The organism is Acidovorax sp. 1608163 (assembly GCF_003669015.1).
Classification (GTDB): domain Bacteria; phylum Pseudomonadota; class Gammaproteobacteria; order Burkholderiales; family Burkholderiaceae_C; genus Acidovorax.
Genome location: NZ_CP033069.1, coordinates 2,635,210 through 2,661,504 on the forward strand (window position 1 = coordinate 2,635,210; position 26,295 = coordinate 2,661,504).

Consider the following 26,295-nt stretch of genomic DNA (forward strand, 5'->3'; position numbering starts at 1 on the left):
TTTTCAGCCAGCAAACACCTTCTCATTTTTTGGATCTCGCATGAAGAAACAGCTCCTGTCCGGCCTCGTGGCCGCTGCCGTGCTGGGCACGATGGCCCTGCCCGTTTCCGCCCAGAACATTGCCATCGTCAACGGCAAGGCCGTGCCCAAAGAGCGTGCAGAAGTGCTGCGCCAGCAAGTGGAGCGTTCAGGCCGTCCTGTGACGCCTGAAGTGGAAGGCCAAATCAATGAAGAAGTGATCGCTCGCGAAATCTTCTTGCAAGAAGCCCAAAAGCGCGGCCTGGACGGCTCCGGAGACTTCAAGGCCCAGATGGAACTGGCCCGCCAGACCATCCTGATCCGCGAACTGTTCGCCGATTACCAAAAGACCAACCCTGTGACCGACGCTGAAATCCAGGCCGAGTACGACAAGTTCGTGGCAGCCAACAGCGGCAAGGAATACAAGGCCAGCCACATCCTGGTGGAAAAAGAAGCCGACGCCAAGGCCATCATTGCCGCCCTGAAGAAGGGTGCCAAGTTTGAAGACCTGGCCAAGAAGCAATCCAAGGACCCCGGCTCTGCAGCCAAGGGCGGCGATCTGGACTGGGCCAACCCTTCCAGCTACGTGAACGAATTCACTGAAGCGCTGCTGAAGCTCGAAAAGGGCAAGACCACAGACGCCCCCGTGAAGAGCCAATTCGGCTGGCACGTGATCCGCCTGGTGGATGTTCGCCAAGCCGAACTCCCCAAGCTGGAAGAAGTGAAGCCTCAAGTGGCCCAGCAACTGCAGCAGCAAAAGCTGGTGAAGTTCCAGGAAGACCTGCGCGCCAAGGCCAAGGTCGAGTAAGCACCCGAAAGCGTCCTGCTTGGGCGCTTCAGCATCAAACGCGGCCCAGGCCGCGTTTTTTTATGCCTGGGCCCCGCCTACAAGTCACCACCTGCAGGCCAACGTGATGCACTGCAATCAACTCTTGGGCGGCCTCGCTGCGCTCATCGCGCCCACTGCATAGCCGCATTCACCTCAGCGTTTGGCCAGCCACAAGAAAGCCATCAAACCACCCATCAGCACAGGCTGGTGCAGCAGGTAGTAGCTGAGGCTCCAACGCCCCAGCACTGCGGGGCCTTTTAAAAGGCAAGGCAAGGGCCGTTGCAACCAGTGAGGCCTGTTGAACAGCAACCACTGGCCCGCAGCCATGCCCCACCACATGACACCCAGCCACGGAAACACGGGCACATAGTCTTGCGTGGAGGGCTTGCGGCTCACCCAGCCCAGCCAATTCAACGCAGGGGCATTGAACCAGGGCGCCAAGGCCTCAGCACCGTGGGTAAACACATAGGCAGCCAGAGGCGGCAGGCACAGCGCCGCGCCGCCCGCCCACCACAGCCAACGACCCCAGCCGGCGCTCCAGCGCACAACGCACAACATGACCGCCATGCCATGCAACACGCCAAAGTAAATGAAGCTTTGGGGAAACATGGCGTACGAAGCCAAGCTCACCAGCGCAGCACCCCCCGCAATCTGCAGCCAACGCCACCCAAACCGGGTCCAACTCTGCCCCTGCTGCACAGCAATGGACTGCGAAAGCCCAGCGCAAAACAAAAACAAACTCACGATGGCTGTGCGCTGCGTCGTCCACACCGGGTCGATGCGAAAGTTCTGCGCCCACAAACCAAAGTGCGCCAAGTCGAAGCAGAAGTGAAACAGCGTCATCCACACCATGGCACAGCCCCGAAGGGCATCGACCAACGCATAACGCGGTGTGGGAGGGGGTGAATCGGCAGAACTCAAGGGCATGACAGCACGGGAAGAGGCGCAGAAGCAGAACACACGATAGTGCCAGATCAGCGAGCCCAAAAGCCGCAGCCCCATGAGGCAAAGCGGATACACACCGCAAAGCCGGCCAGAATGCAAAAAGGGTCTGCAACGATTGTTGCAGACCCTTAAAACAATGGTCGGAGCGGCGGGATTCGAACTCGCGACCCTCTGCTCCCAAAGCAGATGCGCTACCAGGCTGCGCTACGCTCCGACAGCTCGTATTCTAACCCGGTTTTTCCGGGCTTCTGACCAAACAAGCAAATTTTTAAAAACTTTAAAAACCTGCTGTGCCTACGAGAGGTCAGCCAGATTGCCACCAAGGCAACAATCTGAAGAGCTAAAAATTATAACTTTGAAAAATGGGCCGATTTCCCCAGCCCATTGAAAAATTTAACGATTGCCACCAGAAGGGCCTGGGCCACGTCCAGCCAGGTGGCGGAAAGTGATACGGCCCTTGCTCAGGTCGTAGGGCGACATTTCCAACGACACCTTGTCACCCGCCAGAATGCGGATGTGGTGCTTGCGCATCTTGCCGCCGGTGTAGGCGATCAGTTGGTGACCGTTGTCCAGGGTGACGCGAAAGCGCGAGTCAGGCAGGACTTCGGTGACGGAGCCTTGCATTTCAATGAGTTCTTCTTTGGCCATGTTTTTCTATCTCGTGATCTTAAAAACAAAATTCTGTGGTTTGCGCGCTGCACATGCGGGCATCTGCCAACGCGGCCCCTGAAGACAGATCTTCAAGGATCTCTGGGCACGGTGCTTTGCGGGCGGGGGAGTCGCTGCACCCGGGGCGCAGATCAGAAAGAAAAGAGGCCTGGATGAGACGGCTTCAATGAACAGGCGAGGCGCTGTGCATGAGCCTGTCAATTGTAGCGCGATGTGAGTATCTTGCCTATGGACGTTGCCGCATGCACCCGGCCCTGTCGCCCACACCGAACAAACTGCGCCAAAGCAAAGCGTCACAGAGCGTGTTCAACGCCACTGTGCCGCGCCAGTTCCAGCCCTCCCGTGCCAACCCTGATCAACTCATTTGGCGCTGACCGTGATCGGCACCAAGGCCTGCGTGGTGCGGCCTGCGGAATCCTTGGCCACCACCGTGAGCTGGTAGCTTCCAGCCACAGGTGCGGCCCACAGGGCCGTGATGGTGGTGCCGCTGATCGAGAAACCCATGCCCCAAGGAACACCCGAGATGGACACGGAGAACGAGGTGCCTGCGGGTGCCGAAATGGCGATGGTGCCTGTCAACGGCTTGCCCACCACCCCAACCATGGCCGGCGCCGTAATGGTCAGGCCACCAGAGGTGATTTGCACGGTGTAGGTTCCCTTGCCGGACAGCCCGGTCTTGGTGTCCTTGGCCGTTACGACCACGGAGTAGTTACCCAGCACAGGCGAGCCCCACGTCACAACGCCCGTAGTGGCGTTGATTGCCATGCCAGAAGGCGCCCCAGCCAGGGTGTAAGCCATGGGACTGGACGAAGGCACCGTCGCATTGAAGGACAGGGCGACGCCGACCTTGCCTGCCACCGTACCACCGGCGACCACAGGCGCGCTGGGAGGCGCGGCAACCACGACGGTGTACACGCCCTGCCCGCTCAGCCCGGTCTTGGTGTCACGGGCTGTGACGGTAACGGCATAGGAGCCAGCCACTGGCGCGGCCCAGGTCACCACACCGGTAGAACCGATGGCCATGCCGGAGGGCGCACCTGTCAGGGCATAGGTCACGGGGTTCGGTGCGGTGACCGACACGGTGAACGACAGCGCTGTATTCGCCTGGCCATTGATGGTGGCGGATGTCACCGAGGGCGGCATGGCCGGGGCTGACGCACCGGACAGCAAGTTGACGAGGTTGGCGGCATTGGGTGTACCCAGGCCGGTCAGCTGGTCATAGCCCACCCGAGCCGAGCAAGTACCGCAAGTGCCATGCGACCCCAGCGTGATGTCTGCAAAGCCACTGGCATAGTTGCCCGGCACCGCGCCGACTTGTCCGTACAAAGTGGTGTGCGCAGCACCCAGCACAGGCTTGGCTGCCTGCACGCGCGCGGCATTGGCCACCGCCACCAGCCCAGCCCACATGGGCGAGGAGAGGCTGGTGCCGCCAGCGCTCAGCCACTGCACGGTCGAGCTGCCAGGAGACAACACCGCCAAGTAGTGACCCGTGGCAGGGTCCGCGTTCATGGCCACATCGGCCACGGTGCGGCGCACCGCCGAGCCTACGCCTGGCAAACCCGATTTTTGGTAGGTGGGCGTGGCCACATAGGCGCTGATCCCACCGCCGGTGCCCGACCAGCTCACTTCAGACCGAGAGCCTGTGCCGCTGTAGGTCAGCGTGGTACCGCCCACACCCAGAACGTTGGCCGATGCGGAAGGCCACATCACACCCGCACCCCAATCCCCCGTGGCGGCCAGGTACGTCATGTTGGCGGTAGAGAACGCAGAGTCCAATGTCGAAGTCCAGGCGCCCTCCGCCGCACCGAAGCTCATCGACACCACCCCTGGCCCCATCGCATTGGCCAAGCGGATCGCAGATGTCAGGTTGTTCACGGACGCATCCGGCGCCTCGACCAGAACGATGCGGGCGAAGGGGGCAATGGCGTGCGACCACTGCACGTCCAGCGCAATTTCCGTGGCCCAACCCGAATCGTAGGCAGGCGCCGTGGCGGAGAGCGTGCCCGTGGCGCTACTGTAGGCCACCACCAGCTCACAACCCGTCTTGGAGGCTGCAGGCAGTGGCAATGCCGTGCTGGCGGCCAAGGTGCGGGTGGTGCAGGTGGGCAGGCCAAATTTTTGATTGAAAGCGGCCAACTCGGCTGCCGCATTGGGGTTGTGCTTGGCAGCCACGATGTAGATGGTTTGCCCCGCCCCCAGTTGCGCAGCCTGGGCGGCCGTGGGCTGGGTTCCTACCGCAGGCAATGCCGGGAAACCATAGGCGGCACGCACCTGGGCCACCGTGTAGGTGGTGACCGCAGAGCCCGCCAGTGGCGTGGCCTGCTCACCGTCGGCAGACGAAGGCGCGGCCTGCATCCCTTTGGTACGAACAGCCTCCAGCGTGTCCAGCGTCAGGCGTTTGGTCGAGAGCGCCGCAAGGCCCGAGGGCACCGCTTGCGATTTGGGGGTTTGCGTAGCAGACGCATTGGCGTTGAGGACGTCCGCGTCATCCGGCGGCGTCAACACCACAGGGGCGACGTGGAACGTGGGCTGGGCGATGAGCACGCCAGCATCGCTGGACAGTTCATCGGCCTGCAGCGCCAGGGTGGTCGTGGCTGTGGCCACTTCGGCTTGGGCCAGGGCTTGCGAGGCCTGGTCTTCACTGCCGCCACCGCAGGCACCCAATGCAGCCAACAAAACGCCAGAAACAGCCCATTGCGTTTTGCGCATGGAAGACCGGCGGTCACTCGAAATCAAAACTGAGCGCATGTATCACCCCTCAAAGGACAGTGTGGATACAAGGCACCGCAGCCCGCCGCAAAGCAGGCGATACAACACGGCACAGGCCCCATTCCGAGCGCACTTGCTGTATTAGCAACCCCGCTATCGTGCCCATCGCTGGGTTTAGACCGGTGGCTTTGCGACCCCGTCTTTCGAACGGGTGTGCCTTGAATGATTTAAATGTAATTAGTTGTTTCAATTGCGTCAATAGCATTTGCATCATTTCAATCAAATGTAAATGAATGCCATTTAGCGCACCGCCCGGTGAACAGGCCCTAGAATGCGCCGCACCACCTGCTGTGAAGGAAGTGCTCTTGTCCGATCGCCTCGCCGTTCTGCCCCAATACCTCTTGCCCAAGCAAGCCTTGACCTCCACCGCTGGGCGCTTGGCCCGGGCCCGGGCGGGCCGCTGGACGACGATGGCCATTGAGCGCTTCATCGCGCGCTACAACGTGAACATGGCCGAGGCAGAGAACCCGGACCCGGCCGCGTACGCCACGTTCAACGATTTCTTCACCCGCGCGCTGAAGCCGGGTGCCAGGCCGCAAGCCAGTGCCACCTGGATTTGCCCCGTGGACGGGGCCATCAGCCAATTTGGTCGTATCGAGCGCGACCAGGTTTTCCAGGCCAAGGGGCATTCGTACTCCACCACCGCGTTGGTGGGGGGCGATGCGGCCCGCGCAGCGGTGTTTGACGATGGCCACTTCGCCACGCTGTACCTCAGCCCACGCGACTACCACCGCATTCACATGCCCTGTGCGGGCCAGCTCACACACATGGTGCACGCCCCTGGTGACCTCTTCTCGGTCAACCCCACGACGGCCCGGGGCGTGCCTGGGCTGTTTGCGCGCAACGAGCGCGTGGTGTGCTTTTTTGAGTCCGATCTGGGGCCGTTTGTGATGGTGTTGGTGGGCGCCACCATTGTGGGCAGCATGGCCACCGTGTGGCATGGCTTGGTGAACCCGCCTCGCACGGGCCAATTGCGCCAGTGGGACTATGCCCCTGGCCAGGTGAGCCTGCAGCAAGGGCAGGAAATGGGGCGCTTTTTGCTGGGCTCCACCGTGGTGATGCTGTTCCCCAAAGGGGCCATGCAGTTCAACCCACAATGGGCGCCTGCACGTCCCATCCGGCTGGGCGAAACCATGGCACAACGCGGGTAACCGCGGGTAACCCGACACGGATCACGCCACAAAGCAAACTAGGCGCAATAGCGCCTGTTCACTGCCTTGCATCCCCGCGTCAGTATTTGTCTAGCCTGCGGGTGAGCTGAAAAGCCGTGGGTTCCAGCTTGAGAGATTCGGGGTGCACCGGGTTTTCATGGCCCTCCAGATAGACCATCATCGCGTAGCGCCGCACCACCACGTGGCTCACGGTTTCGTGGCGCGACCCGAGCATGACAGGCGCACCCGGCCTGAACAAAGGCATGTAGTAATAAGCCGCATCGCGCATGGTGTGCGGCTCCTTCCGCATGGGTGGTGTAACCACCCCGCCCTCCAGTGCAGAGGGCTGTGTGGGAGCATCGTAGCACCACCCACCCAGTAAAAGCCCGAATCCAGGGGCGAAACTTGCCCAAGATCAAGCACCCCGGTCTTCCCAGTCGCCCGCTGCGGTGCAGAACCGGTTCAAAGTGCCGTGCAATGAAACCCGCCTGGCACAGCCCCTAAGAACCTGTTCAAAGCCCCGACGCCTCACCGCACAAAATCCAAGGCAGCAGCCAGCATGCGCTGCAGATGCGGCTGCACCTGCACAGCACGCTCTGGCAGGTAGTCAAACGGCAGGCATTCCTGCATGTAGCTGCACTGCGTCATCTCCAGTTGCACGGCATGCACGCCCTGCCCTGGCTGGCCGTAGTGGCGGGTGATGTGCCCCCCTTTGAAGCGGCCATTGAGCACGGCGGTGTAGCCCGGGGCGGCCTCAGCAATCTGCAGCAGCTCTTGTGCCAGCGCCGGGTCGCAGCTTTCACCATTGGCCGTGCCCAGGTTCAGGTCGGGCAACTTGCCCTCAAAAAAGCGCGGCAACACCGAGCGGATGGAGTGCGCATCCCACAGCACGGCCACGCCATGCTGGGCGCGGATGCGGTCCAGCTCGGCGCGCAATTGCGCATGGTAGGGCGTCCAGACGGCATCGCGGCGGGCAGCGATCTCTGCCTCTTGCGGCACATCGCCTGCGGCATAGATGGGGGTGTCGTCAAACGTATCGACCGGGCACAGGCCCGTAACGCTTTGGCCTGGGTAGAGGCTCGCGCCATCGGGCGGGCGGTTCAGGTCCACCACGTAGCGCGAATGCGTGGCCACGAGGATAGACGCACCCATGTCTTTGGCGAAGGCATACAGGCGCTCCATGTGCCAGTCGGTGTCTGGCACCTGGCGGGCCTCGTCGGTAAAACGCGCGGCCAGTTCGGGCGGCACATAGGTGCCAGCGTGCGGCATGGACACCAGTAAGGGCTGCGTGCCCTGGTGAAAAACGAACGGTGGAGGGGCGATAGAGGTCATGGAGATCGGATCAGAAAGGTTCAGGGTCAGTCGGGTGCAATGGTGCTGGCGCGTGCGGAGGCAAAAGCGCTGGCGGCTCGGTCATGCAGCGCATGGCGGCCCTGGGCCACGCGGCGTGCTCCGCCCACCCACACACTGTCAATGGCCGAAGTGCGGTGGCTGGCAAACACATGGGCCGACAGCATGGCGGGCGCGGGCAGGCCGCGCAGGGCCACATGCTGGGCATCGAGCACGACCCAGTCGGCCGACTGCCCCACAGCAATGCCCGCTGCTGCACCAGACACCCAGCGGCCCGATGCCTGCGCCCCGCCCTGCACGGCCTGCAAGGTCATGGCGGTGGCCACCTCCGGCTGGCTGCTGTGGGCCAACACGTTGCGCTGGCGGCGCGACAGGCGCTGGCCATATTCCAGCATCAGCAGTTCTTCGGCCGCGTTCACGCAGGCGTGGCTGTCCGAGCCCACGCCCCAGCGCCCGCCGTGCTGCAGCCACAAGGGCATGTCGAAAATGCCATCGCCCAGGTTGGCTTCGGTGGTGGGGCAAATGCCTGCCACGGCGCCCGTTACGGCGGCGCCAGCGTACTCAGCGGGCGTCATGTGCGTGGCGTGCACCAGGCACCAGCGCTCGTCCACCGGCGCGTGCTCCAGCAGCCACTGCACGGGGCGCTGGCCGCTCCAGGCGATGCAGTCCTCCACTTCCTGCGTCTGCTCGGCAATGTGGATGTGAATGGGCGCCTGGGGGTTCAGCGCCGTGAGGCCCTGCACGGCAGCTGTCAGGCTGTCTGGCGGCACGGCGCGCAGCGAATGCGGGGCCAGGCCCAAAACAGCCCCTTGCGCTTGTGCAGCGGGCGCAAGGCGCTCCAATAATGAGAGCATGTTGTCGGTGCTGCGAATGAACCGGGCCTGGTCCGCCCGGGGCGGCTTGGCGCCAAAGCCGCTGCTCTGGTACAGCACGGGCAGCAGCGTGATGGCGATGCCCGCCGTGTGCGCGGCGCGCAGCAGGGCCAGCGACAGCGTGGCGTCGTCCGCGTAAGGGCGGCCGTCGGTGTCGTGGTGCACGTAATGGAACTCACACACCGAGGTGTAGCCCGCCTCCAGCATCTCGATGTAGAGCCAGGTGGCAATGGCCTCCAGCGCCTGTGGCGTGATGCGCTGGGCAAAGCGGTACATGAGGTTGCGCCAGCTCCAGAAGCTGTCTTGCGCCTGGCCCCGGTATTCGGTCAACCCCGCAAAGGCGCGCTGGAAGGCGTGCGAGTGCAGGTTCGGCATGCCGGGGATCACCGGGCCCAATGCCATGGCAGCCCCTTCAGGGCGCTGCATGTTGGGCGTGACGGCGGTGATGCGCCCTGCCCCGTCCCACGCGATGAGCACGTCGCGCGCCCAGCCGGTGGGCAGCAGCGCGTCGGCAGCAAAGATCTGGTTCATGCCTGGGCTCCGTGAATGCGCCCTTGCCGCACGATGGTGCAGGCGGGCTGGTGGCCAAACCAGTAGGCCAGCTCGGCCGCGTCGGCCAGCGGCCACAGTACAAAATTGGCCGGCCGCCCGGAGGCGATCAAGCCATGCGTTGTCTGCAAACCCAGCGCCTTGGCTGCGTGGGTGGTGATGCCCGCCAACGCCTCAGGCACCGTCAGCCGAAACAGCGTGCAGGCCATGTTGGCCATGAGCAGCAGGCTGAGGGCGGGCGAGGTGCCGGGGTTGTGATCGGTCGATACGGCCATCGGCACCCCCGCATCGCGCAGCGCCTGGATGGGCGGCAGGTGCGTGTCGCGCAGCGTGTAGTAAGCGCCGGGCAGCAGCACGGCCACGGTGCCTGCGGCTTGCATGGCAGCGATGCCTGCTTGCGACAAGTGCTCAATGTGGTCGCACGACAGGGCACCATAGCGTGCCGCCAGCGCCGCGCCGCCCATATCCGACAGTTGCTCGGCATGCAGCTTGACGGGGATGCCCAGCCTTTGCGCGGCCAGGAAGACCTGCTCGGTCTCTGCCAGCGTGAAGGCGATGCGTTCGCAGAACACATCCACCGCATCCACCAGGCCTTCAGCAGCCAGCGCAGGCAGCATCTCTTGGCAAACCACATCGATGTAGTCCTGGCTACGCCCTGCGTATTCGGGCGGCAAGGCGTGTGCGCCCAAAAAGGTGGTGCGCACCGTCACGCCAAAGGCCTCGCCCAGGCGGCGCGCCACACGCAGTTGCTTGCGCTCATGTTCTAGTGCCAGGCCGTAGCCGGATTTGATCTCGATAGCGCACACGCCCTCAGCCAGCAGGGCTTGCAGGCGTGGGACGGCCTGGGTGAAGAGTTCATCTTCCGTGGCCTCGCGCGTGGCCTTGACGGACGAGACAATGCCGCCGCCCGCCTTGGCCACCTCTTCGTACGTGGCGCCTGCCAGGCGCATGGCGAACTCGTTGGCGCGCTGGCCGCCGTAGACCAGGTGGGTGTGGCAATCGACCAAGCCCGGCGTGACCAACGCACCCGCGCCTTGCCTGCGCGCCAGGTGCCGCCAAGCGGGGGGCACTGCGGCATCGGGCCCCACCCACTGGATCTGCCCCTGCTGCACCACGATGCTGGCGCACGCACCGGGTGGCACAGGCACATCGGGCTGCACCAGGCCCGGCACCGGCAGCAGGCCGTGCCAGATGCCATCGGCGCTGGGGCCGAATGAAGAAGGAATGCAATCACGCATGCGCTCAGCCCTTTACTACATTATTGATAGCTGCTAGCGCTTATTAGATAAGCTCTAGAGGCCAATTTGACTACAAATGCACTGGCACCACATCGACCCACACCAGTGCGGGCCGCACATCGGGCGCAAACGGATGGGGGTTGGCCACTTCGGGCGACAGCGGCTGCAAGGGCTGCAACACCCGTGCGCCCATGGCCTCGGGCCACCACAGGCCCTGTCCAGGTTGCAGCACGCGCGCCGCATCGCCGCCCAACACCGCCCACTGGCCCTGCAGCACCATGCACAGCCCGGCCCCTGTGGCGCCTACGGTGCCCGTGTCGTGCAGCACCTGCATGCGGCCTTGCCACTGGCCCCGGCGCAGCATCAGGTTGAAGTCGGTCGATGGCCCACCAATCAGGCGGCTGTTAAGCGGCTGCTCACCCGCAAAGCTCCAGGGCTGCCAGCGCTGCTGCAGCGTGTGGCACAGCTCGGCCTGCTCGCCATGCAGCGTCACGCCATCGCCGTCGAGCAGCATGATCTGCCGATCGACCCCCGCGAACGCCGAAAACGGCCCAGCGGCCGCAATGCGGGCCACACTCACGCGCCAGCCAAAGGCATCGGTGCCCGCGCCAGGCGGCCAGCACACCAGCTCGCGGGTGCTGCCGCCGCCGTTCTTCCACGGGGTGGCAGGCACCGTGCGCAGATCAAACCAGTGCACGGCCTCGCCCTGCGCTGCAGCCGTACCGGGTTCAGCAGGCGCAGGCTGCGGCGTGGCCTCCACAACAGCGGCGGCGGGCATCACCGCGCTCCTGAAGCACCTGGGACCATGGGCAGCTTCAGGCCCTGCTTCTTCGCCGTTTCCACAGCCAGTTCGTAGCCCGCGTCGGCATGGCGCATCACGCCACTGCCGCAGTCGTTGACCAGCACATTGGCCAGCCGTGCAGCCGCTGCGTCAGTGCCATCGGCCACAATGACCATGCCCGAGTGCTGCGAGTAGCCCATGCCCACGCCCCCGCCGTGGTGCAGGCTGACCCAGGTGGCGCCGCCCGAGGTGTTGAGCAGCGCGTTGAGCAGCGGCCAGTCGCTCACGGCGTCGGTGCCGTCGCGCATGCCCTCGGTCTCACGGTTGGGGCTGGCCACGCTGCCGGTGTCCAGGTGGTCGCGGCCGATGACGATGGGGGCCTTCAGCTCGCCGCTCTTCACCATCTCATTGAAGGCCAGGCCCGCGATGTGGCGCTCGCCCAGGCCCAGCCAGCAGATGCGTGCGGGCAGGCCCTGGAAGGCGATGCGCTCGCCCGCCATGTCGAGCCAGCGGTGCACGTGTTTGTTCTCGGGGAACAGCTCCTTGATCTTGGCGTCGGTCTTGCGGATGTCTTCCGGGTCACCCGACAGGGCCACCCAGCGGAACGGACCCTTGCCTTCGCAGAACAGGGGGCGGATGTAGGCAGGCACGAAGCCGGGGAAGTCGAAGGCGTTCTTCACGCCTTCGTCAAACGCCACTTGGCGGATGTTGTTGCCGTAGTCCACCGTGGGGATGCCCATCGATTGGAAGTCGAGCATGGCCTGCACATGCACGGCGCAGGATTTGGCGGCAGCCTTCTTCAACACCTCGTGCTGCGTCACGTCCTGCTGCGCGGCGCGCCACTGCGCCACCGTCCAACCGCTGGGCAGGTAGCCGTTGACGAGGTCGTGGGCCGAGGTTTGGTCGGTGACCAGGTCGGGCTTCAAGCCACCGGCTTTGGCGCGGCGCACCAGCTCGGGCAGGATTTCGGCGGCGTTGCCCAGCAGCGCAATGGACACCGCCTCTTTGGCAGCCGTGTGCTGCTGGATGAGCTCGAACGCATGGTCGATGTCACGCGCCTGCTTGTCCACGTAGCGCGTGCGCAGGCGGAAGTCGATGCTGCTTTGCTGGCATTCAATGTTGAGCGACACCGCGCCCGCAAAGGTGGCGGCCAGCGGCTGCGCGCCGCCCATGCCGCCCAGGCCTGCGGTCAATATCCACTTGCCTTCGAGCGAGCCACCATAGTGCTTGCGGCCGGCCTCGGCAAAGGTCTCGTAGGTGCCTTGCACGATGCCTTGCGTGCCGATGTAGATCCAGCTGCCCGCCGTCATCTGGCCGTACATGAACAAGCCCTTTTGGTCCAGCTCGCTGAAGTGCTCCCAGTTGGCCCACTTGGGGACCAGGTTGGAGTTGGCCAGCAGCACGCGCGGTGCGTTGGCGTGGGTCTTGAACACGCCCACGGGCTTGCCGGACTGGATGAGCAGGGTTTCGTCCTCATGAAGGTCCTTGAGCGAAGCCAGGATCTGGTCAAAACACTCCCAGTTGCGCGCGGCACGGCCAATGCCGCCGTACACCACCAGGTCCTGCGGGCGCTCGGCCACCTCGGGGTCGAGGTTGTTCTGGATCATGCGGTAGGCCGCCTCGGTGAGCCAGCTCTTGCAGGTGAGCTGGTTGCCGCGCGGCGCGCGGATCACGCGGCTGGCGTCGTGGCGCGGGTCGGTGCTGATGGCGGAGGAAGCTGCGGCAGCAATGATGGCGTCGTTGGCGTTCATGGTGGGCTCCTGGGGTGTCTGGTTCAGTGGCGTGAAACGGGCGAGTCAATCAAGCGTGGCTGGGCTGGCAGGCGCGCAGCGGTGCGGGCCAATCGGCCTGCAGAGCCCACTCGCGCATGGCGTCGATGTCCGGGGCCAGGTAGCGGTCTTGCTCTAAAAAGGACACGCGCTGGCGGATGGCGGCGAATTGCGCTTCGATCAGGGGCGAGGATTTCAGAGATCTATCGAACTCCATGCCCTGCGCGGCGGCCATGGCTTCGACGCCCACCACCACCGCGGCGTTGTTCACCATGTCGGCCAGACGGCGGGCGCCGTAGGTGGCCATGGAGACATGGTCCTCCTGGTTGGCGGAGGTGGGCAGGCTGGTCACGCTGCTGGGGTTGGCCAGGCACTGGTTCTCAGCGGCCAGTGCGGCAGCGGTGACCTGGGCAATCATGAAGCCGGAGTTCACGCCACTGTCGCGGATCAGGAAGGCAGGTAGGCCCGACAGGCCCGTATCGAGCAGCAGGGCCATGCGGCGCTCGGAGATGGCGCCGATCTCGGCCACGGCCAGCGCAATGATGTCGGCTGCAAAGGCCACGGGCTCGGCGTGGAAGTTGCCGCCAGAGATGACTTCACCCGTGTCCGTGAACACCAGCGGGTTGTCCGATGCGGCATTGGCCTCGATGCGCAGCACGCGTGCAGCATGCTGCAGGTTATCGAGGCACGCGCCCATCACCTGCGGCACGCAGCGGATGGAATACGGGTCTTGCACCCTGCCGCAATTGGGGTGCGATGGGTCGATCTCGCTGCCCTCCAGCAGCCCGCGCACGGCAGCCGCCACGGCGATCTGGCCCAGTTGGCCCCGTGCCTCGTGGATGCGGGCATCGAACGGCTTGACCGAGCCCTTGATGGCTTCGAGCGACAGACAGCCCGCCACCAGGCCTGCGGCCAGCACGTTCTCAGCCCCAAACAGCCCGGCCAGTGCCAGTGCGGTAGACACCTGGGTGCCGTTGAGCAAAGCCAACCCTTCCTTGGGGCCCAGCACAAAGGGCTGCAAACCGATGGAGCGCATGGCTTCTGCCCCCGACACGACCTGGCCGTTCACCTTGGCCTGCCCTTCGCCAATCAACACACACGACAGGTGCGCCAGCGGCGCCAGGTCGCCTGACGCCCCCACCGAACCCTTGGCCGGAATCACCGGCAGCACATTTGCATTGGCCAAGGCCAGCAGTGCATCCACGATGGCGGGGCGAATACCCGAGTGGCCGCGTGCCAGACTCACCGCCTTGGTGGCCAGGATAAGGCGCACCACGCCGTCGGGCAGCGCATCGCCCGTGCCCACACTGTGCGACAGCACTAGGTTGCGCTGCAGTTCGGCCAAGCGGTCGTGGGCAATCTTGGTGCTGGCCAGCTTGCCAAAGCCGGTGTTGATGCCGTAGACCACCTGGTCCTCGTCCACGATGCGCTGCACCACGGCCTGGGCGGCCTGCATGCCTGCGAGGGCGCCCCCGTCCAGCCGCAAGGCCACGCCGCCTGCATGGATGCGGCGCAGCGCGGCCAGGGTGACGGAGCCCGGCACCAGGGTGATGGCGGCGGGGGAATGGGAGGCCAAAGGTGTAGAAGTGGTCATAAGTCTCATCCTGTATATACAGGTTAGTATCAGCGAAAAAATGGCATTTGAAAAGGGGTGAAACCTGTGGTGGTGGCAGCAGTGCGGGTTCAGCCAGCCGCCGGGTTTCCGTCGGCCCGAAAGCGACTGCCCAACCGGTAGCGCGACGCCGGGTGCAGGCAGCGCACCACCGTGATGGGCACGCCGCGCGACCAGGTGCGCCGCGTGAGAAGCAGGCAGGGCTCGGTGGAAGGCATCTCCAGCAGCGCAGCCTGCTCTGCGGTGGGCATGACGGCATCGACCACATGTTCGACCTGGTCAAAGGGCACGTTGCGCACCAGGTATTCCGACGGCTGCAGTTGCGTAAAGTCTTGCACCGCAAATTGCGGCACCTGGCGGGGGTTGACGTGGCGGTCTTCCAGCTGCACCGGCAAACCGTCTTCACGGTGCACGCACAGCGAATGGAACACCGATTCGCCGGTGCGCAAATCCAGCGCGGCCGCCACTTCGAGTGATGCAGACACCCGCTCCACGGCCAGCACATCGCAGCGGTAGTCGTGCCCACGCTGGCGAATCTCGCTGGCCAGGTTGGCAATCTGCAGCAGCGTGGACTGGGGCTTGTCTTCGGCCACAAAGCTGCCCACCCCGGCCACGCGCACGATGCGGCCCTGCTCCACCAGCTCGCGCAGCGCGCGGTTTACCGTCATGCGCGAGATGCCGAACTGGGTGACCAGCTCGCTCTCGGACGGCAGCCGGTCCCCCGCGCGCCAGGCGCCCTCCTGGATCTTGCGGGCGATGAAATCTTTGACCTGCTCGTACAAGGCCATGGCCTGGGTGGCTGCGGGCGCAGGCGCCGCAGCCCGGGGCTTGTCCGCCCGCGAAGATGTGGCAGGCGCACGCGCAGGCGATGCAACCGGGGCCCGCGCAGCAGGCGCAGCGGTAGAGCGGGCTTTGGCAGAAACAGCGAGGCGGCGAGGAGAACGGGCAGGCATGGGCAGGTCAGGGGTCAGTGCAAATCGGCAGCCATGGATTCTGCGCGAATCTCTTCGGTCAACCGGGCCTTGAGGTCCATGAACTCGGGGCTGGTCTTGATCGTGTAATGGCGCGGGTGCGGCAAGTCCACCGCCAGCTCGGTCTTGATGCGACCGGGCCGGGCGCTGAACACGGCCACGCGGTTGGCCATGAAGATGGCTTCGTCGATGTCGTGGGTGACAAACAGCACGGTCTTGCGCTCGGCCTCCCAGATGCCCAGGAGCAGCTCTTGCATGAGCACGCGGGTCTGGTTGTCGAGCGCGCCGAAGGGCTCGTCCATCAGCAGGATCTTGGGGTCGTTGGCCAGCGCGCGCGCAATGGCGGTGCGCTGCTGCATGCCACCCGACAGCTGCTTGGGAAAGTGCTGCTCGAAGCCGCGCAGCCCCACCTTGGCGACGAAGTACGCGGCGCGCTCTTTCTGCTGCGCCTCGGGCATGCCGCGTTCGCGCAGGCCAAAGCGGATGTTCTGCTCGATGGTGAGCCAGGGGAACAACGTGTAGCTCTGGAACACCATGCCGCGCTCGGGCCCGGGGCCTTCGACCGGCATGCCGTCGAGCAGCACACGGCCGCTGGTGGCGTGGTCCAGCCCCGCGACGATGCGCAGCAGCGTGGACTTGCCGCAGCCCGAGGGGCCGAGGATGGTGACGAAATCGTTGTCGCGCACTTCAAAATCGACCGGCTGCAACGCCTGTGTGCGCTGGCCCTTGGCAGTCTCGAAAACGCGCGAGACGGCTTGAATAGATACGCGGCTCATCGCACAAAACTCCAGGCAAACAGACGGTGGTTGAGCGCCTTGAAGGCGAAGTCGGACACCAGCCCGATGAGGCCGATGATGATGATGCCGAAGATGATCTGGCCGGTGTTGAGCAGCGACTGGCTGTCGGTGATCATGTGGCCGATGCCGCTCGACGAGCCGATCAGCTCGGCCACGATCACATAGGTCCAGGCCCAGCCCAGCACCAGGCGCAGGGTCTCAGCAATCTCAGGGGCGGCGCCCGGGATGAGCACGCGCGTGACGATGCCCTTGTGGCCGGCGCCCAGCGTGTACGCAGCCTCCACCAGGTCGCGCCGAGCACCGCCCACGGTGACGGCTACCATGAGCGTGATCTGAAAGACCGAGCCGATGAAGATGACCAGAATCTTCTGTGCCTCGCCAATGCCCGCCCACAGGATGAGCAGCGGAATGAAGGCCGACGCGGGCAGGTAGCGGCAGAACGAGACGAAGGGCTCGAAGAAGGCTTCAATGCCCTTGTACGCGCCCATCGCAATGCCCAGCGGCACGGCGATGACGGCGGCCAGGATGAAGCCGCCGAACACGCGCCACACCGTCATGCCGATGTCCTTGTGAAAGCCGTATTCGCTGAACAGCAGCCAGCCTTCCTTGGCCATGGTGACAGGGCTGGCCAGGAACGTGGGCGACACGAAGCCGCCCAGCGTGAAGAACGCCCACACCAGCACGAACAACACAAAAAAACCGAAGCCCAGCAGCCAGCGGGCACGGGCGCTCACGGGCTCCAGAGGGGCCAGTGAGCGTCGGCGCGCGGGGGCCTTTGGCGTGGTCACAGACAGGGGTTGCACAGCAGACATGGCGCGCTCTTCTTCCTGCTCTTATTTGATGAAGCTCGCGTCGAACGTGACGGCCAGATCCTCAGGCGCCTTGCGGATGATGCCCGCCTCCAGCAGGATCGCCGTGGCGTCCTTCATGAAGGTCTGCAGCTCGCCCGCAAAGAACTTCTGGTTGGCGGCCTTGTCCTGCCAGCGCAGGAAGGACGACGACTTGGCGAACTGCTCGCCCGTCTGCTTGACCGCCGCGCCCATGATCTCGTTGGACTTGGTGGGGTCGGCCTTGATCATGTCCAGCGCCTGGAAGTACGAGTTGGCCAGTGCCTGTGCGGCCTTGCCGTTGGCCTTGAGCCAGGCGGGGTCGCAGCCCACGGTGTCCATCACCATCGGGTAGTCGAGCGTGGTGGCCAAGATCTTGCCCGCGGCAGGGTTGTCACGCACGGTAGAGAGGTAAGGCTCGTACGTCATGGCAGCGTCGTTCTGCCCCGCCACGAACGCCTGCGCCGCAGCCTGGGGCGACAGCGTGGTGGTCTTCACGTCCTTAAGGCTCATGCCGTTCTTGCTGAGCATCCAGGCCAGGCCAAAGTACGGTGCGGTGCCGGGTGCGTCCACGCCGATGGTCTTGCCCTTCAAGTCCGCAAAGCCCTTGATGTCGCCGCGCACCGCAATGCCGTCGGCGCCGTAGGACTTGTCCATCTGGAAGATCTGCACGATGGGCACGCCGTTGGCATTCCATGCCACGTGCGTCTCCACGGTGGTGGCCGCGCACTGGATGGACTTGGACGCGAGGGCCAGGTGGCGGTCCTTCTGCGGGATCATCTTGATCTCCACATCCAGGCCGTTCTTCTTGAAGATGCCGGCCTTATCGGCCAGGGTGAGCGGTGCAAAGCCCGTCCAACCGGACATGCCCAGCACGATTTTGGTGTCTTGCGCCTGTGCGGGCAGGGCCGCAGTCAGGACACAAGCAGCGGCCGCAGCCAGCGTTGCCATCTTCACAACCAATCGAGTCATCATCTGCTCCTGTCTGAATAAAAGTCCATCGCCTACCCCGCCCGGCATTGCCGCAGCACCAGGGTGCCATGATGGCATTGCAGCCATACCTGTCTATACAGGGTAAGTACCGACAATGTCCTGCCATCAAGGGTGAACACATTCAGCAAGAACAGGGCCAGCCCAACGCGCGCAGGCGGCCATGGGATCACCAACGAAAAAACGCTACGTTTTTAATAGCTACCAGCGCTTACTCTGATTGCGCTACATGGCATTTTTATTAAAAAACTGAGGACACGGCACTGCCACCCAGCCCGGACACGGCGCACCGTGCAGGTGCATGCCCAGGGCGCACCACGCTGCATCCCCGGCCAGGAGGCACATACAAGCGCCCTACCCCACCCGTGGCAGCGCCACCTGCACCTCCAGGCCCGGCTTGGCATTGGCAATGTGCAGCCAACCGCCGTGGGCCTGGGCCACCAAGCGGCACAGGTACAAGCCCAAGCCCACGCCCCCGGTGGCGCGCTGGCGCGCCGTGTCGGGCCGAAAGAAGGGCTCTGCCAGGCGGCCCAGGTGCTCGTCTGCCACGCCGGGGCCAAAATCGCGCACCCGCAGCACCACGCCGCCAGACGCGTCCAGCGTGCAATGCAACTCGGGCGGCGGCGCGGCAGGGTCGCTGTGGCGCAAGCTGTTGTCCAGTAGATTGCGCAGCAGCAGACGCACGCGCGAGCGGTCCAGCGCCATCAACAGGGCTGGGTGCTGGGGCGCGTCCCCCTCGGTGGGCTTGCCAGCCAGACCACCGCAGTCCATCACCACCCGAATATGGGCGGCAGCGGCGTGGCGCACGCTCAGCTCCTCCACCACCTCACGGGCCAATGCAGCCAGGTCGGTAGGCTCGCGGTGCAGCGCCGCGTGGCGGCCGGCCAGGCGTTCGCTTTCCAGCAGGTCAGAGATCAATCGGGCCATTTCGCCCAGGTCGCGCAACAAGGCGTCGCGCTGCGCCTGGGTGTCTGCGCCTTCAGGCAGCAGCTCGGTGTTCAGGCGCGCCCGGGTCAAGGGGCTGCGCAGTTCATGGCTCATGGCCAGCAGCAGTGCACGCTTGGCCTCCAGCATCTGGTGGATGTCTTCCCCCATGGTGTTGATGGTGGCGGCCAGTTGCCCCAGCTCATCGGGGCGGCGGGTGCTGCGCAGTGGAATCGGCTGCGCAAAATCGCCCGCGCCAAAGCGCTGTGCGCCCCGGCGGATGTCGTCCAGCGGGCGCAGCAGGTAGCGCACGTAGGCATAGGCCAGCGCCGTCAGCAGCAGCAGCACCGTCAGTGTCAGCCAGGCGATGCGGGGCTTTTGGTCCCAGGTCATGGCGTTCAGGCCGAACACGATGGTGTGGCCGTCGGCCGTCACGCGTTGCAGCAGCTTGTGTCCATCGGCCTCGGACAGCCAGCGCTTGTCGGACGCGCTTTGCCTGCGCATCCATTCGGGCCGGGGCTGGTCGGGGTGCGAGTCCCATTTCACCACCGGCCCCTCGATGTGCATGTGGATGGGCAAACGCCCCACGATGGCCTGGGCGCGCTCAATGCTGGGCGGGGTGCCCACCTCTTCCACCAGCCGGTCCACATAGTCCATGAGCAACGGGCGAGCGGCCTCGCGCCAGCCGATGGCAATGGCTTTTTGAACGCCTCCCATGAAGGTGACGGCCATGGCCAAGGCCAGCAGCAAAAACACCAGCACCAGCCGCAATCGCAGCGAATACCCTACGGCATCGCGTGCGCGGCGGTGCCAGGGGCAAAAGGGTGCGGGGCCGCAGGCATTTTCTTCACCGCCGGGGTGGTCCGCCGCGTGCCGTCCTCTGCGCCAACGGGGGGGCCTGGTCCGCGCAGTTCGCTGGTCGCTCATGCAGCCACCCTGCGCAGGGCCAGCGAGTAGCCCGCATTGCGCAGGGTTTTGATGCAGTCCAGCGGCTCCAGCTTTTTGCGCAAACGGCTCACCACGATGTCCACGGCGCGGGTGTACAGCTCGGCGTCGTGCCCGCGCAGCTGGTTCAGAATGTCGTCGCGGCTGAAGACGCGGCCTGGCTCGCGCGCCAGCAGGTGCAGCAAATCAAACTCGGTGCCCGTCAACTCCAAGGCCTGGCCTTGGCGCACCACGCTGCGCCGGGCCGCATCGATGCTCAAGCCGTCAAACCGGATCACGTCCCCCGCCTCGCTCACACCGTTGCCACGCCGCCTGCGCAGCACGGTTTGCATGCGTGCCACCAGCTCGCGCGGCTCAAAGGGCTTGGGCAGGTAGTCGTCCGCGCCCAGTTCCAGGCCCACCACACGGTCCATCACATCGCCCCGCGCCGTGAGCATGACGATGGGCAAATCGCTTTGCTTGCGGATGGTGCGGCACAGCTCAAAGCCATCCATCTCCGGCAGCATGACGTCCAGGATGGCCGCATCAAAGCCGCCTTGCCCCAACCGGGCCAGCCCGTCACTGGGGCGCAGGGCATGGGTCAGCGCCATCTCAAACCGCTGGAAGTAAGTGGTCAGCGGGGGGCCCAGCTGTTCATCATCGTCAATGAGCAAAATGCGGTACATACCGAATTTTCACACTGCGGCAATGTCCGCAACGCCTGCCAGCGCACGGTGCCGCAAAATCATCCGGCGCAGCCGGGCTTGCGCAGGGCCATGGAGTTGATCAAAGTGGTCGGCCGCGTCCAGCAAAGCGGGCAGCAGGCTGGCCGCCACATCGGGCCTGCGGGCCACCAGGCCCATGGCATGGCCCCGATCAAACCGGGGCCCCCACACCAGGGACATCAACTCATCGTGTGGCTCCTCCAGCCCCGCCAGCAGCTGCGGGCCATGGGCGCGCAGGCCTATGGCCAATTGGTGAACCGGTTGCATTGCAAGGTGCATGGTGCGCTCCTGAGAAGCTGTTCAAACTGTCAGCCGTGCGATGCCATCCAGCCACGGCGGCGCTGCATCATGTCGCGCACTTTCTGCTGCTGGGCGGGTTGCAAGCTGTCATAAAAATCGCCCAGCGCAGCAATCACGGCGGGGCCACCGGCCTGCACGGCACGGGTCTTTTCGTCGAGCAAGGACTGCGCAGCCAATCGGTCAAACCGCTCGCCCGCGACCAGGGCCTGCACCTGCGCACGGGGGTCACCGGATGCACCGGCCATGGCCTTGCGCTGGGCCAGCAGCACATCGGTCAGTGTCTTCAGCTTTTGCTTTTGCTCGGCATTCAAATCCAGCTTGCTGCCGATGCGCTCGACCATCTTGCCCTGCATCTGGGCCATCTGCTCGGGGCTGGCATCGTGGTGCCAAGGCCTTGCGCTAGAGCAGGCCGTGAGCCCACCCAGGGCAATGCTGGCGCCAAACACAGTGAACAGGGATTTCTTGATCCAGGACTTCATGACAGGACTCCTCACAACACAGCGTTGAACATGAACGCCATGGTGCCGCCCGCGCTGGCAACCGTCGTCTCTGGGCAGTTTCGGTTTATTGCGTTTTGTTTCAGCGCCCGGTTGCCCAGGTGGCGTACGGGCGTTGCCTCAAGGCTTGTCCGCCACTCCCACCCGGGTCCGGCGTTACGCCCCCATCGCCAAGGAGTCACACAGCGCCAGCAGCTGCCCGGCCTCGGGCTCCGGCAACTGGCCTGCGCGCAGCAAGGTCGCACGCTGCACGCCACGCAGACGGAAGTACAACTCGTCCTCCAGGGCCTCGACCTCGGCAGCGTCTGCGCTGAGAAGGGCTGCCGGGTTCCACAAGCCACTCTCGTTCCAGCCCGTGCGCAAGCGGCCCAACAAGAACTGCGCCAAGGCCAGCGCGGTCTGCATGGCAGGCAACTGGGCCACTTGGGCCAGTGCCAGCACCCGCTGCTCTGCGCCCGCCAGCACATCACCCAACGCCGCCAGCCGTTGTTCAATCTCGCTGGCCTGTAGCACGGCAGACTGCGGCGGCTGAGCGCCCGCCGCTTTGGTGATCTTGCCCACCCAATGCAAATCAAACTCGCCAGGCACCGCACGCAGCGCCACACTGGCATGCAGCAAGTGGCTGTACGGACTGCGCAGCGCATTGAGCGTGGCCTCGGTCACTGCCAGCAAACGCCCTTGCGGAGACATCTTCCCGCCCCCCAGTGCGTTGGGATAGCCGGACTGGTCCAGGCGCTCATGGTGTTCGGCAATCGCCCGCGCCACCTCTGCCGGGTAATTGGTGAGTTGCGCCACCAACAAATAGCCCACATGGGGGTGCACGACCAATTGCTGGTAGCTGGCAAAGTCCAAATCGCGGTCCGCTTCGGCCTCGCCATGCAGTGGATCGATGTACATCTCGCCCACATCGTGCAACAAGCCACTGAGCAAGGCCAAGCGCACGGCCGCGTCGTCACCACCATCGGCCGCCATCAACGCCCCGTTGAGCGCCATGGCCGCCACGGCATGCGCGTAGTGCGCAGGCCGCGCCGTTTGGGCCGCCGTCAGCAGCAACTGGGCCACAGGGTGCAGCGTGAGCCCACCAACCAAGGCCAGCAAACGCGGGGCGTGGGGCTGCAACACAGGCACCAGCGGCGACGCACTCTGCAGCACATCCTGCACCGCTTGCACCAAGCCCGCCACCGACACGCCGTCCTCGGCAATCAGGCTGGTCTCCAGTGGCTGGCGCAATTCGCGGTCCAACAACCTGCGCTGCAACGAAGCAGACACCGGCTGGTTGCCCGCCCACAGCTTCACGCCGGAAATGTCGTAGATATCGGTGGCCGAGATGATGCGGCGGGTTTCGCCAGCTTCCAAAATCGTGGCCAGCGCATGGGGTTGGCAGTGCCAAATGCGCTACGGCTTGCAGTCGTCGATGACGTCATGGAGAGTCTCCCCAAAGCTTGGTGCGCTGATTATCTGCCCGAGCACCGCGATTGCATCAGCCAAGCCGCGCAAATCACTCACACACCTTGCCGCACAACAACGGTTTGCCCCAACCAGCGCAAACCCGGATACAGCAACGAGCGGCCATGCTAGAAAATGGAGGCGCAAAGAAAAAAGCCCAAGTGACGAATCACTTGGGCTTTATCTTGGCGGAAACGGAGGGATTCGAACCCTCGATGAGGCTCTACACCCCATACTCCCTTAGCAGGGGAGCACCTTCGGCCACTCGGTCACGTTTCCAATCCAGCTATTATGCCTCATTTTTAGCGCCTCTCAGCGAAAGTCGAACGCCAGGCAAACGGACGGAAGTTGGATCGAATGCGTTGCGCAGCCCGTATCCGATCTGCTCGGACTGTGTTTCATTGATCGTTTTTGGCGATGCAGTTTCCAAAGCGAGAGCCTCTGCAGCCGTTGACCCCGCACTCACAGGCCATGAGCACACTCCCCTGCGGGCGCTCCTACAAAGCCTAGGTGCAACACCAATCCAGAACCGACCCTTGACGGACAACGAAGCCCCGCCCTACCTTGAGCCGCAATCGATGCCCTCGGGTGGTGCAGGCGGCCACTTGGTCCAGCAGCTCGGCCAGTTGGGCGGCGGAGGGTGTGGTGTGATGGTGCACACGCAGCCAATGGCGAAGCACATTGGCTTGCCGAGCCCGGCTCAGCGCTTGCAAGGCCTTGATCTGTGGCGGTGCGCCAATCAGTAGCAAGTCTTGCCGGGCGACTTCTTGTAGCAACGCATCGGCCTGGGCGGCGTGGGATGCGGCGCGGCCAAAGGTGTCGCGGAATGCGGGGAAGGCGGCCTCCAGCGCAGGCAAAAGGCGTGCGCGGATTCGATTGCGGGTAAAGCGTTCGTCGCTGTTGCTGGGGTCTTCCACCCAGGTCTGCCCACTCTGGCGCAGCCAGTCGCGCACTGCGCTGCCTGGCACCTGCAGCCAGGGTCGGTACCACGGTCGACCTGCGCGCTGCCACTGGGCGGGCATGGCGGCCAGGCCCGCGACGCCTGCGCCTCGGGAGAGCGCCAGCAGCATCGTCTCCACCTGGTCATCGGCATGCTGCGCCAGCGCTACCGATTTAACAGCACCCAGCGCTGAATCCTCGGCCAATGCAGCGTCAAAGGCTTGGTAGCGCGCCTGGCGCGCAGCGTCTTCAGGGCTCTGCCCGCTGGCGTGGCGGGCATCCACCCGCTGCACCACCAGGGGCACCTGCAGTGCGCTGCACAACTGCAGGCAATGCGCTTCAAACGCCGCAGCCGCCGCCTGCAAGCCGTGGTTGACATGGATTGCCCGCACTTGGCCCGGCCACTTCTGGGCCGCCGCCACCAGCAATGCTGTGGAGTCCGCACCGCCACTCAGTCCCACGGCCAAGGGCAACTCCGGGTTGAAGGCGGCCATTGCCGCATCGACAGACAGCGTCATGCCAAACCCACCCTTCCCGACATGCCCAGCGAGGGGCGCCCCCCCCAGCCACAAAGGCCGGCACAAATACAAAGGCCCTTGCGGGGCCTTGGCATGGGGGCGATGAAAGCAGCCCATCGCAGTCATGTGCGTGCGCTCAGCGGCTGTCGGCCTTGGTATCGCTGAAGCGGCCGTAGCTTTGCAGGCGCTCGTAGCGACGGTCAAGCAAGTCCTTGGTCTTGAGGTCTGCCACTTGGCGGAAGGCATCGCCCAGCGCGCGCTTCAGGAAGGCCGCCATTTGCTTGTGGTCACGGTGCGCGCCACCCACGGGCTCGCTCACGATTTTGTCCACCAAACCCAAGGCCTTGAGGCGGTGGGCGGTGATGCCCAGGGCATCGGCCGCCTCCTGCGCCTTGTCGCTGGTCTTCCAGAGGATGGAAGCGCAGCCTTCGGGGCTGATGACGGAGTAGATGGCGTACTGCAGCATGACGACCTGATCGGCCACGCTGATGGCCAGCGCGCCGCCCGAGCCACCTTCGCCAATGATGGTGGTGATGATGGGCACTTCCAGCTGCGCCATCTCGAAGATGTTGCGGCCAATGGCCTCGGACTGGCCGCGCTCTTCGGCATCAATGCCCGGGTAGGCGCCGGGCGTGTCCACAAAGGTGAACACAGGCAGCTTGAATTTCTCGGCCGTCTTCATCAGGCGCAGCGCCTTGCGGTAGCCCTCGGGCTTGCTCATGCCAAAGTTGCGCATGGCGCGCTCTTTGGTGTCGCGGCCTTTTTGGTGGCCCATCACCATGCAGGCGTGGCCGTTGAAACGGGCCAGGCCGCCCACGATGGAGAGGTCGTCCGAGTAATGGCGATCGCCATGCAGCTCGACAAAGTCCGTGAAGATATCGCGCACATAGTCCAGCGTGTAGGGACGCTCGGGGTGGCGCGCAATCTTGGTGATCTGCCAGGGACTCAGCTCACTGTAGATGTCCTTGGTGAGCTGCTGGCTCTTCTTGCTCAGCTGGTCGATTTCTTCAGAAATATCGACAGCGCTTTCGGTCTGCACGTAGCGCAGTTCTTCGATTTTGGACTCGAGTTCGGCAATCGGCTGCTCGAAATCCAGAAAGGTTTTTTTCGCCAACGTTTTTCTCCTTAGGTCGCGCACTGCGGGGCGGCCACAAATGGCACGCAATGTAACCGATGCCGGGCAACGGTCGGTTGTCCGCCATCAATCGGCGACGGGTGCGGGGTCCAGCGACCGCCAAATATACCAAGTTGCCACACTGCACCAAGGCTTCCAGGCCTCGGCCACTTCACGGGCGTCACTGCGGCTGACCAATTCGCCAGAAAAGTAATTCTGGCTGATGCCCGTGATCAAGCCTGGGTCGTCCAGCGGCAGCACATTGGGGCGCTGCAGATAGAAGATCAGGAACATCTCGGCCGTCCAGCGGCCAATGCCACGGATGTCCACCAGCTCGGCAATGATCGCCTCGTCGTCCATGGACTCCCAGTCCTTGACGTGCAACTTGCCATTGTCAAAGTGCAGTGCCAAATCCACGAGGTAGTCGATCTTGCGGGCCGACAGGCCTGCCGCGCGCATGTCGTCCACCTTGAGCTTGAGCACATTGGCCGGGCTCAGTTGGCGCGACAGCGCGGCAAACCGTTCCCACACGGCCTGTGCGGCCTTGACCGAAGCCTGCTGCCCCACGATGCTGCGCGCCAGCGTGGTGAAGGCATCGCGGCGGGTTTGCAGCGCTGCATCGCCAAATTGGGGGATCAGGCGCTTCATCACCCGGTCTTTTTTGACCAGGTGCTTGCACGCCTCGGCCCAGTAAGCTGGCGTCGTCAGCACGGGCGAAGCCTCAGGGGCATCGATTGATGCTATTTTTTTAGTAGCTGCCACCGCTCATCC

The 26,295-nt window shown here is 64.4% G+C and carries 24 protein-coding genes, 2 tRNA genes and 1 riboswitch; of the genes, 2 read left to right on the forward strand and 24 right to left on the reverse strand.

What is annotated here, in order from left to right:
• Positions 1 to 40: 40 nt before the first annotated feature.
• Entirely contained in the window at positions 41 to 826 is a 786-nt protein-coding gene (locus EAG14_RS11755) for a peptidylprolyl isomerase (protein WP_121728958.1), read from the forward strand.
• A gap of 174 nt (positions 827 to 1,000) precedes the next feature.
• Here the strand turns inward: EAG14_RS11755 and EAG14_RS11760 are convergent, their stop codons facing one another.
• From EAG14_RS11760 to EAG14_RS11775, 4 genes are all read right to left on the reverse strand, one after another.
• Positions 1,001 to 1,774: a heparan-alpha-glucosaminide N-acetyltransferase gene (locus tag EAG14_RS11760; protein WP_162995981.1), complete on the reverse strand. Its 774-nt coding sequence runs from the start codon at positions 1,772 to 1,774 to the stop codon at positions 1,001 to 1,003.
• A gap of 155 nt (positions 1,775 to 1,929) precedes the next feature.
• A tRNA-Pro gene (locus EAG14_RS11765) sits at positions 1,930 to 2,006 on the reverse strand.
• A 179-nt stretch (positions 2,007 to 2,185) separates the two neighbouring features.
• Positions 2,186 to 2,440 carry a translation initiation factor IF-1 gene (gene infA / locus EAG14_RS11770; RefSeq protein ID WP_099655250.1) on the reverse strand — a complete coding sequence of 85 codons (255 nt, stop codon included), beginning with the start codon at positions 2,438 to 2,440 and terminating at the stop codon, positions 2,186 to 2,188.
• Positions 2,441 to 2,821: 381 nt separating this feature from the next.
• Positions 2,822 to 5,170 (reverse strand): S53 family peptidase, encoded by a 2,349-nt coding sequence (locus tag EAG14_RS11775; protein WP_240456761.1) that lies wholly within the window; start codon positions 5,168 to 5,170, stop codon positions 2,822 to 2,824.
• A gap of 140 nt (positions 5,171 to 5,310) precedes the next feature.
• Positions 5,311 to 5,398: riboswitch (cyclic di-GMP riboswitch) on the reverse strand.
• Positions 5,399 to 5,535: 137 nt separating this feature from the next.
• On the opposite strand from EAG14_RS11775, the gene asd reads away from it, so the two are divergent.
• A complete protein-coding gene (asd, locus tag EAG14_RS11780) occupies positions 5,536 to 6,381 on the forward strand; it encodes an archaetidylserine decarboxylase (protein ID WP_121730436.1) in 846 nt (281 codons plus the stop codon).
• A gap of 79 nt (positions 6,382 to 6,460) precedes the next feature.
• Here the strand turns inward: asd and EAG14_RS11785 are convergent, their stop codons facing one another.
• The 20 genes from EAG14_RS11785 to EAG14_RS11880 form a co-directional block, all read right to left on the reverse strand.
• Positions 6,461 to 6,670 carry a hypothetical protein gene (locus EAG14_RS11785; protein ID WP_121730437.1) on the reverse strand — a complete coding sequence of 70 codons (210 nt, stop codon included), beginning with the start codon at positions 6,668 to 6,670 and terminating at the stop codon, positions 6,461 to 6,463.
• 239 nt (positions 6,671 to 6,909) lie between these two features.
• The gene (gene hutG / locus EAG14_RS11790; RefSeq protein WP_121728961.1) at positions 6,910 to 7,713 is read right to left on the reverse strand and encodes an N-formylglutamate deformylase; all 804 of its coding nucleotides are present in this window, start codon (positions 7,711 to 7,713) and stop codon (positions 6,910 to 6,912) included.
• A 26-nt stretch (positions 7,714 to 7,739) separates the two neighbouring features.
• Positions 7,740 to 9,134 (reverse strand): formimidoylglutamate deiminase, encoded by a 1,395-nt coding sequence (locus EAG14_RS11795; RefSeq protein ID WP_121728962.1) that lies wholly within the window; start codon positions 9,132 to 9,134, stop codon positions 7,740 to 7,742.
• Positions 9,131 to 10,390: an imidazolonepropionase gene (hutI, locus tag EAG14_RS11800; RefSeq protein ID WP_121728963.1), complete on the reverse strand. Its 1,260-nt coding sequence runs from the start codon at positions 10,388 to 10,390 to the stop codon at positions 9,131 to 9,133. The genes EAG14_RS11795 and hutI overlap by 4 nt, the downstream gene beginning before the upstream one ends.
• 70 nt (positions 10,391 to 10,460) lie before the next feature.
• The gene (locus EAG14_RS11805; RefSeq protein WP_121730438.1) at positions 10,461 to 11,087 is read right to left on the reverse strand and encodes a HutD family protein; all 627 of its coding nucleotides are present in this window, start codon (positions 11,085 to 11,087) and stop codon (positions 10,461 to 10,463) included.
• An 80-nt stretch (positions 11,088 to 11,167) separates the two neighbouring features.
• The gene (hutU, locus tag EAG14_RS11810; RefSeq protein ID WP_121728964.1) at positions 11,168 to 12,922 is read right to left on the reverse strand and encodes a urocanate hydratase; all 1,755 of its coding nucleotides are present in this window, start codon (positions 12,920 to 12,922) and stop codon (positions 11,168 to 11,170) included.
• A 49-nt stretch (positions 12,923 to 12,971) separates the two neighbouring features.
• Entirely contained in the window at positions 12,972 to 14,534 is a 1,563-nt protein-coding gene (gene hutH / locus EAG14_RS11815) for a histidine ammonia-lyase (RefSeq protein WP_121728965.1), read from the reverse strand.
• An 89-nt stretch (positions 14,535 to 14,623) separates the two neighbouring features.
• Entirely contained in the window at positions 14,624 to 15,505 is an 882-nt protein-coding gene (hutC, locus tag EAG14_RS11820; RefSeq protein ID WP_121728966.1) for a histidine utilization repressor, read from the reverse strand.
• A 14-nt stretch (positions 15,506 to 15,519) separates the two neighbouring features.
• A complete protein-coding gene (locus tag EAG14_RS11825) occupies positions 15,520 to 16,299 on the reverse strand; it encodes an ABC transporter ATP-binding protein (RefSeq protein ID WP_121728967.1) in 780 nt (259 codons plus the stop codon).
• A complete protein-coding gene (locus EAG14_RS11830) occupies positions 16,296 to 17,132 on the reverse strand; it encodes an ABC transporter permease (protein WP_099740971.1) in 837 nt (278 codons plus the stop codon). The genes EAG14_RS11825 and EAG14_RS11830 overlap by 4 nt, the downstream gene beginning before the upstream one ends.
• A 21-nt stretch (positions 17,133 to 17,153) precedes the next feature.
• Entirely contained in the window at positions 17,154 to 18,119 is a 966-nt protein-coding gene (locus tag EAG14_RS11835; protein WP_121730439.1) for an ABC transporter substrate-binding protein, read from the reverse strand.
• A 372-nt stretch (positions 18,120 to 18,491) separates the two neighbouring features.
• On the reverse strand, positions 18,492 to 19,988 hold the full coding sequence (locus EAG14_RS11840; protein WP_121728968.1) for a cell wall metabolism sensor histidine kinase WalK: 1,497 nt from the start codon (positions 19,986 to 19,988) through the stop codon (positions 18,492 to 18,494).
• Positions 19,985 to 20,671, reverse strand: coding sequence for a response regulator transcription factor (locus EAG14_RS11845; RefSeq protein WP_099655240.1), 687 nt, complete (start codon positions 20,669 to 20,671; stop codon positions 19,985 to 19,987). The genes EAG14_RS11840 and EAG14_RS11845 overlap by 4 nt, the downstream gene beginning before the upstream one ends.
• A gap of 9 nt (positions 20,672 to 20,680) precedes the next feature.
• On the reverse strand, positions 20,681 to 20,989 hold the full coding sequence (locus EAG14_RS11850) for a hypothetical protein (RefSeq protein ID WP_099655239.1): 309 nt from the start codon (positions 20,987 to 20,989) through the stop codon (positions 20,681 to 20,683).
• Between the two features lie 29 nt (positions 20,990 to 21,018).
• On the reverse strand, positions 21,019 to 21,489 hold the full coding sequence (locus EAG14_RS11855; protein WP_121728969.1) for a Spy/CpxP family protein refolding chaperone: 471 nt from the start codon (positions 21,487 to 21,489) through the stop codon (positions 21,019 to 21,021).
• A 174-nt stretch (positions 21,490 to 21,663) separates the two neighbouring features.
• Positions 21,664 to 22,863, reverse strand: coding sequence for an HD-GYP domain-containing protein (locus EAG14_RS11860; protein ID WP_121728970.1), 1,200 nt, complete (start codon positions 22,861 to 22,863; stop codon positions 21,664 to 21,666).
• A gap of 276 nt (positions 22,864 to 23,139) precedes the next feature.
• A tRNA-Ser gene (locus EAG14_RS11865) sits at positions 23,140 to 23,232 on the reverse strand.
• 227 nt (positions 23,233 to 23,459) lie between these two features.
• Positions 23,460 to 24,410 (reverse strand): tRNA lysidine(34) synthetase TilS, encoded by a 951-nt coding sequence (tilS, locus tag EAG14_RS11870; protein WP_121728971.1) that lies wholly within the window; start codon positions 24,408 to 24,410, stop codon positions 23,460 to 23,462.
• 136 nt (positions 24,411 to 24,546) lie between these two features.
• On the reverse strand, positions 24,547 to 25,524 hold the full coding sequence (locus EAG14_RS11875) for an acetyl-CoA carboxylase carboxyltransferase subunit alpha (protein WP_099655235.1): 978 nt from the start codon (positions 25,522 to 25,524) through the stop codon (positions 24,547 to 24,549).
• Between the two features lie 87 nt (positions 25,525 to 25,611).
• Positions 25,612 to 26,286 (reverse strand): DNA-3-methyladenine glycosylase, encoded by a 675-nt coding sequence (locus EAG14_RS11880; protein ID WP_369803809.1) that lies wholly within the window; start codon positions 26,284 to 26,286, stop codon positions 25,612 to 25,614.
• Positions 26,287 to 26,295 lie beyond the last annotated feature (9 nt).

Bases quoted from the DNA above. Each gene is read 5' to 3' on its own strand.
- hutG (WP_121728961.1), bottom strand. From the start codon at position 7,713: ATGACCTCTATCGCCCCTCCACCGTTCGTTTTTCACCAGGGCACGCAG.
- EAG14_RS11845 (WP_099655240.1), bottom strand. From the start codon at position 20,671: ATGTACCGCATTTTGCTCATTGACGATGATGAACAGCTGGGCCCCCCG.
- EAG14_RS11825 (WP_121728967.1), bottom strand. From the start codon at position 16,299: ATGAGCCGCGTATCTATTCAAGCCGTCTCGCGCGTTTTCGAGACTGCC.
- EAG14_RS11785 (WP_121730437.1), bottom strand. From the start codon at position 6,670: ATGCGCGATGCGGCTTATTACTACATGCCTTTGTTCAGGCCGGGTGCG.
- EAG14_RS11830 (WP_099740971.1), bottom strand. From the start codon at position 17,132: ATGTCTGCTGTGCAACCCCTGTCTGTGACCACGCCAAAGGCCCCCGCG.
- EAG14_RS11835 (WP_121730439.1), bottom strand. From the start codon at position 18,119: ATGACTCGATTGGTTGTGAAGATGGCAACGCTGGCTGCGGCCGCTGCT.
- EAG14_RS11855 (WP_121728969.1), bottom strand. From the start codon at position 21,489: ATGAAGTCCTGGATCAAGAAATCCCTGTTCACTGTGTTTGGCGCCAGC.
- EAG14_RS11760 (WP_162995981.1), bottom strand. From the start codon at position 1,774: ATGCCCTTGAGTTCTGCCGATTCACCCCCTCCCACACCGCGTTATGCG.
- hutI (WP_121728963.1), bottom strand. From the start codon at position 10,390: ATGCGTGATTGCATTCCTTCTTCATTCGGCCCCAGCGCCGATGGCATC.
- EAG14_RS11850 (WP_099655239.1), bottom strand. From the start codon at position 20,989: ATGCACCTTGCAATGCAACCGGTTCACCAATTGGCCATAGGCCTGCGC.
- EAG14_RS11840 (WP_121728968.1), bottom strand. From the start codon at position 19,988: ATGAGCGACCAGCGAACTGCGCGGACCAGGCCCCCCCGTTGGCGCAGA.
- infA (WP_099655250.1), bottom strand. From the start codon at position 2,440: ATGGCCAAAGAAGAACTCATTGAAATGCAAGGCTCCGTCACCGAAGTC.
- hutU (WP_121728964.1), bottom strand. From the start codon at position 12,922: ATGAACGCCAACGACGCCATCATTGCTGCCGCAGCTTCCTCCGCCATC.
- EAG14_RS11795 (WP_121728962.1), bottom strand. From the start codon at position 9,134: ATGAACCAGATCTTTGCTGCCGACGCGCTGCTGCCCACCGGCTGGGCG.
- hutH (WP_121728965.1), bottom strand. From the start codon at position 14,534: ATGACCACTTCTACACCTTTGGCCTCCCATTCCCCCGCCGCCATCACC.
- EAG14_RS11755 (WP_121728958.1), top strand. From the start codon at position 41: ATGAAGAAACAGCTCCTGTCCGGCCTCGTGGCCGCTGCCGTGCTGGGC.
- hutC (WP_121728966.1), bottom strand. From the start codon at position 15,505: ATGCCTGCCCGTTCTCCTCGCCGCCTCGCTGTTTCTGCCAAAGCCCGC.
- tilS (WP_121728971.1), bottom strand. From the start codon at position 24,410: ATGACGCTGTCTGTCGATGCGGCAATGGCCGCCTTCAACCCGGAGTTG.
- EAG14_RS11775 (WP_240456761.1), bottom strand. From the start codon at position 5,170: ATGCGCAAAACGCAATGGGCTGTTTCTGGCGTTTTGTTGGCTGCATTG.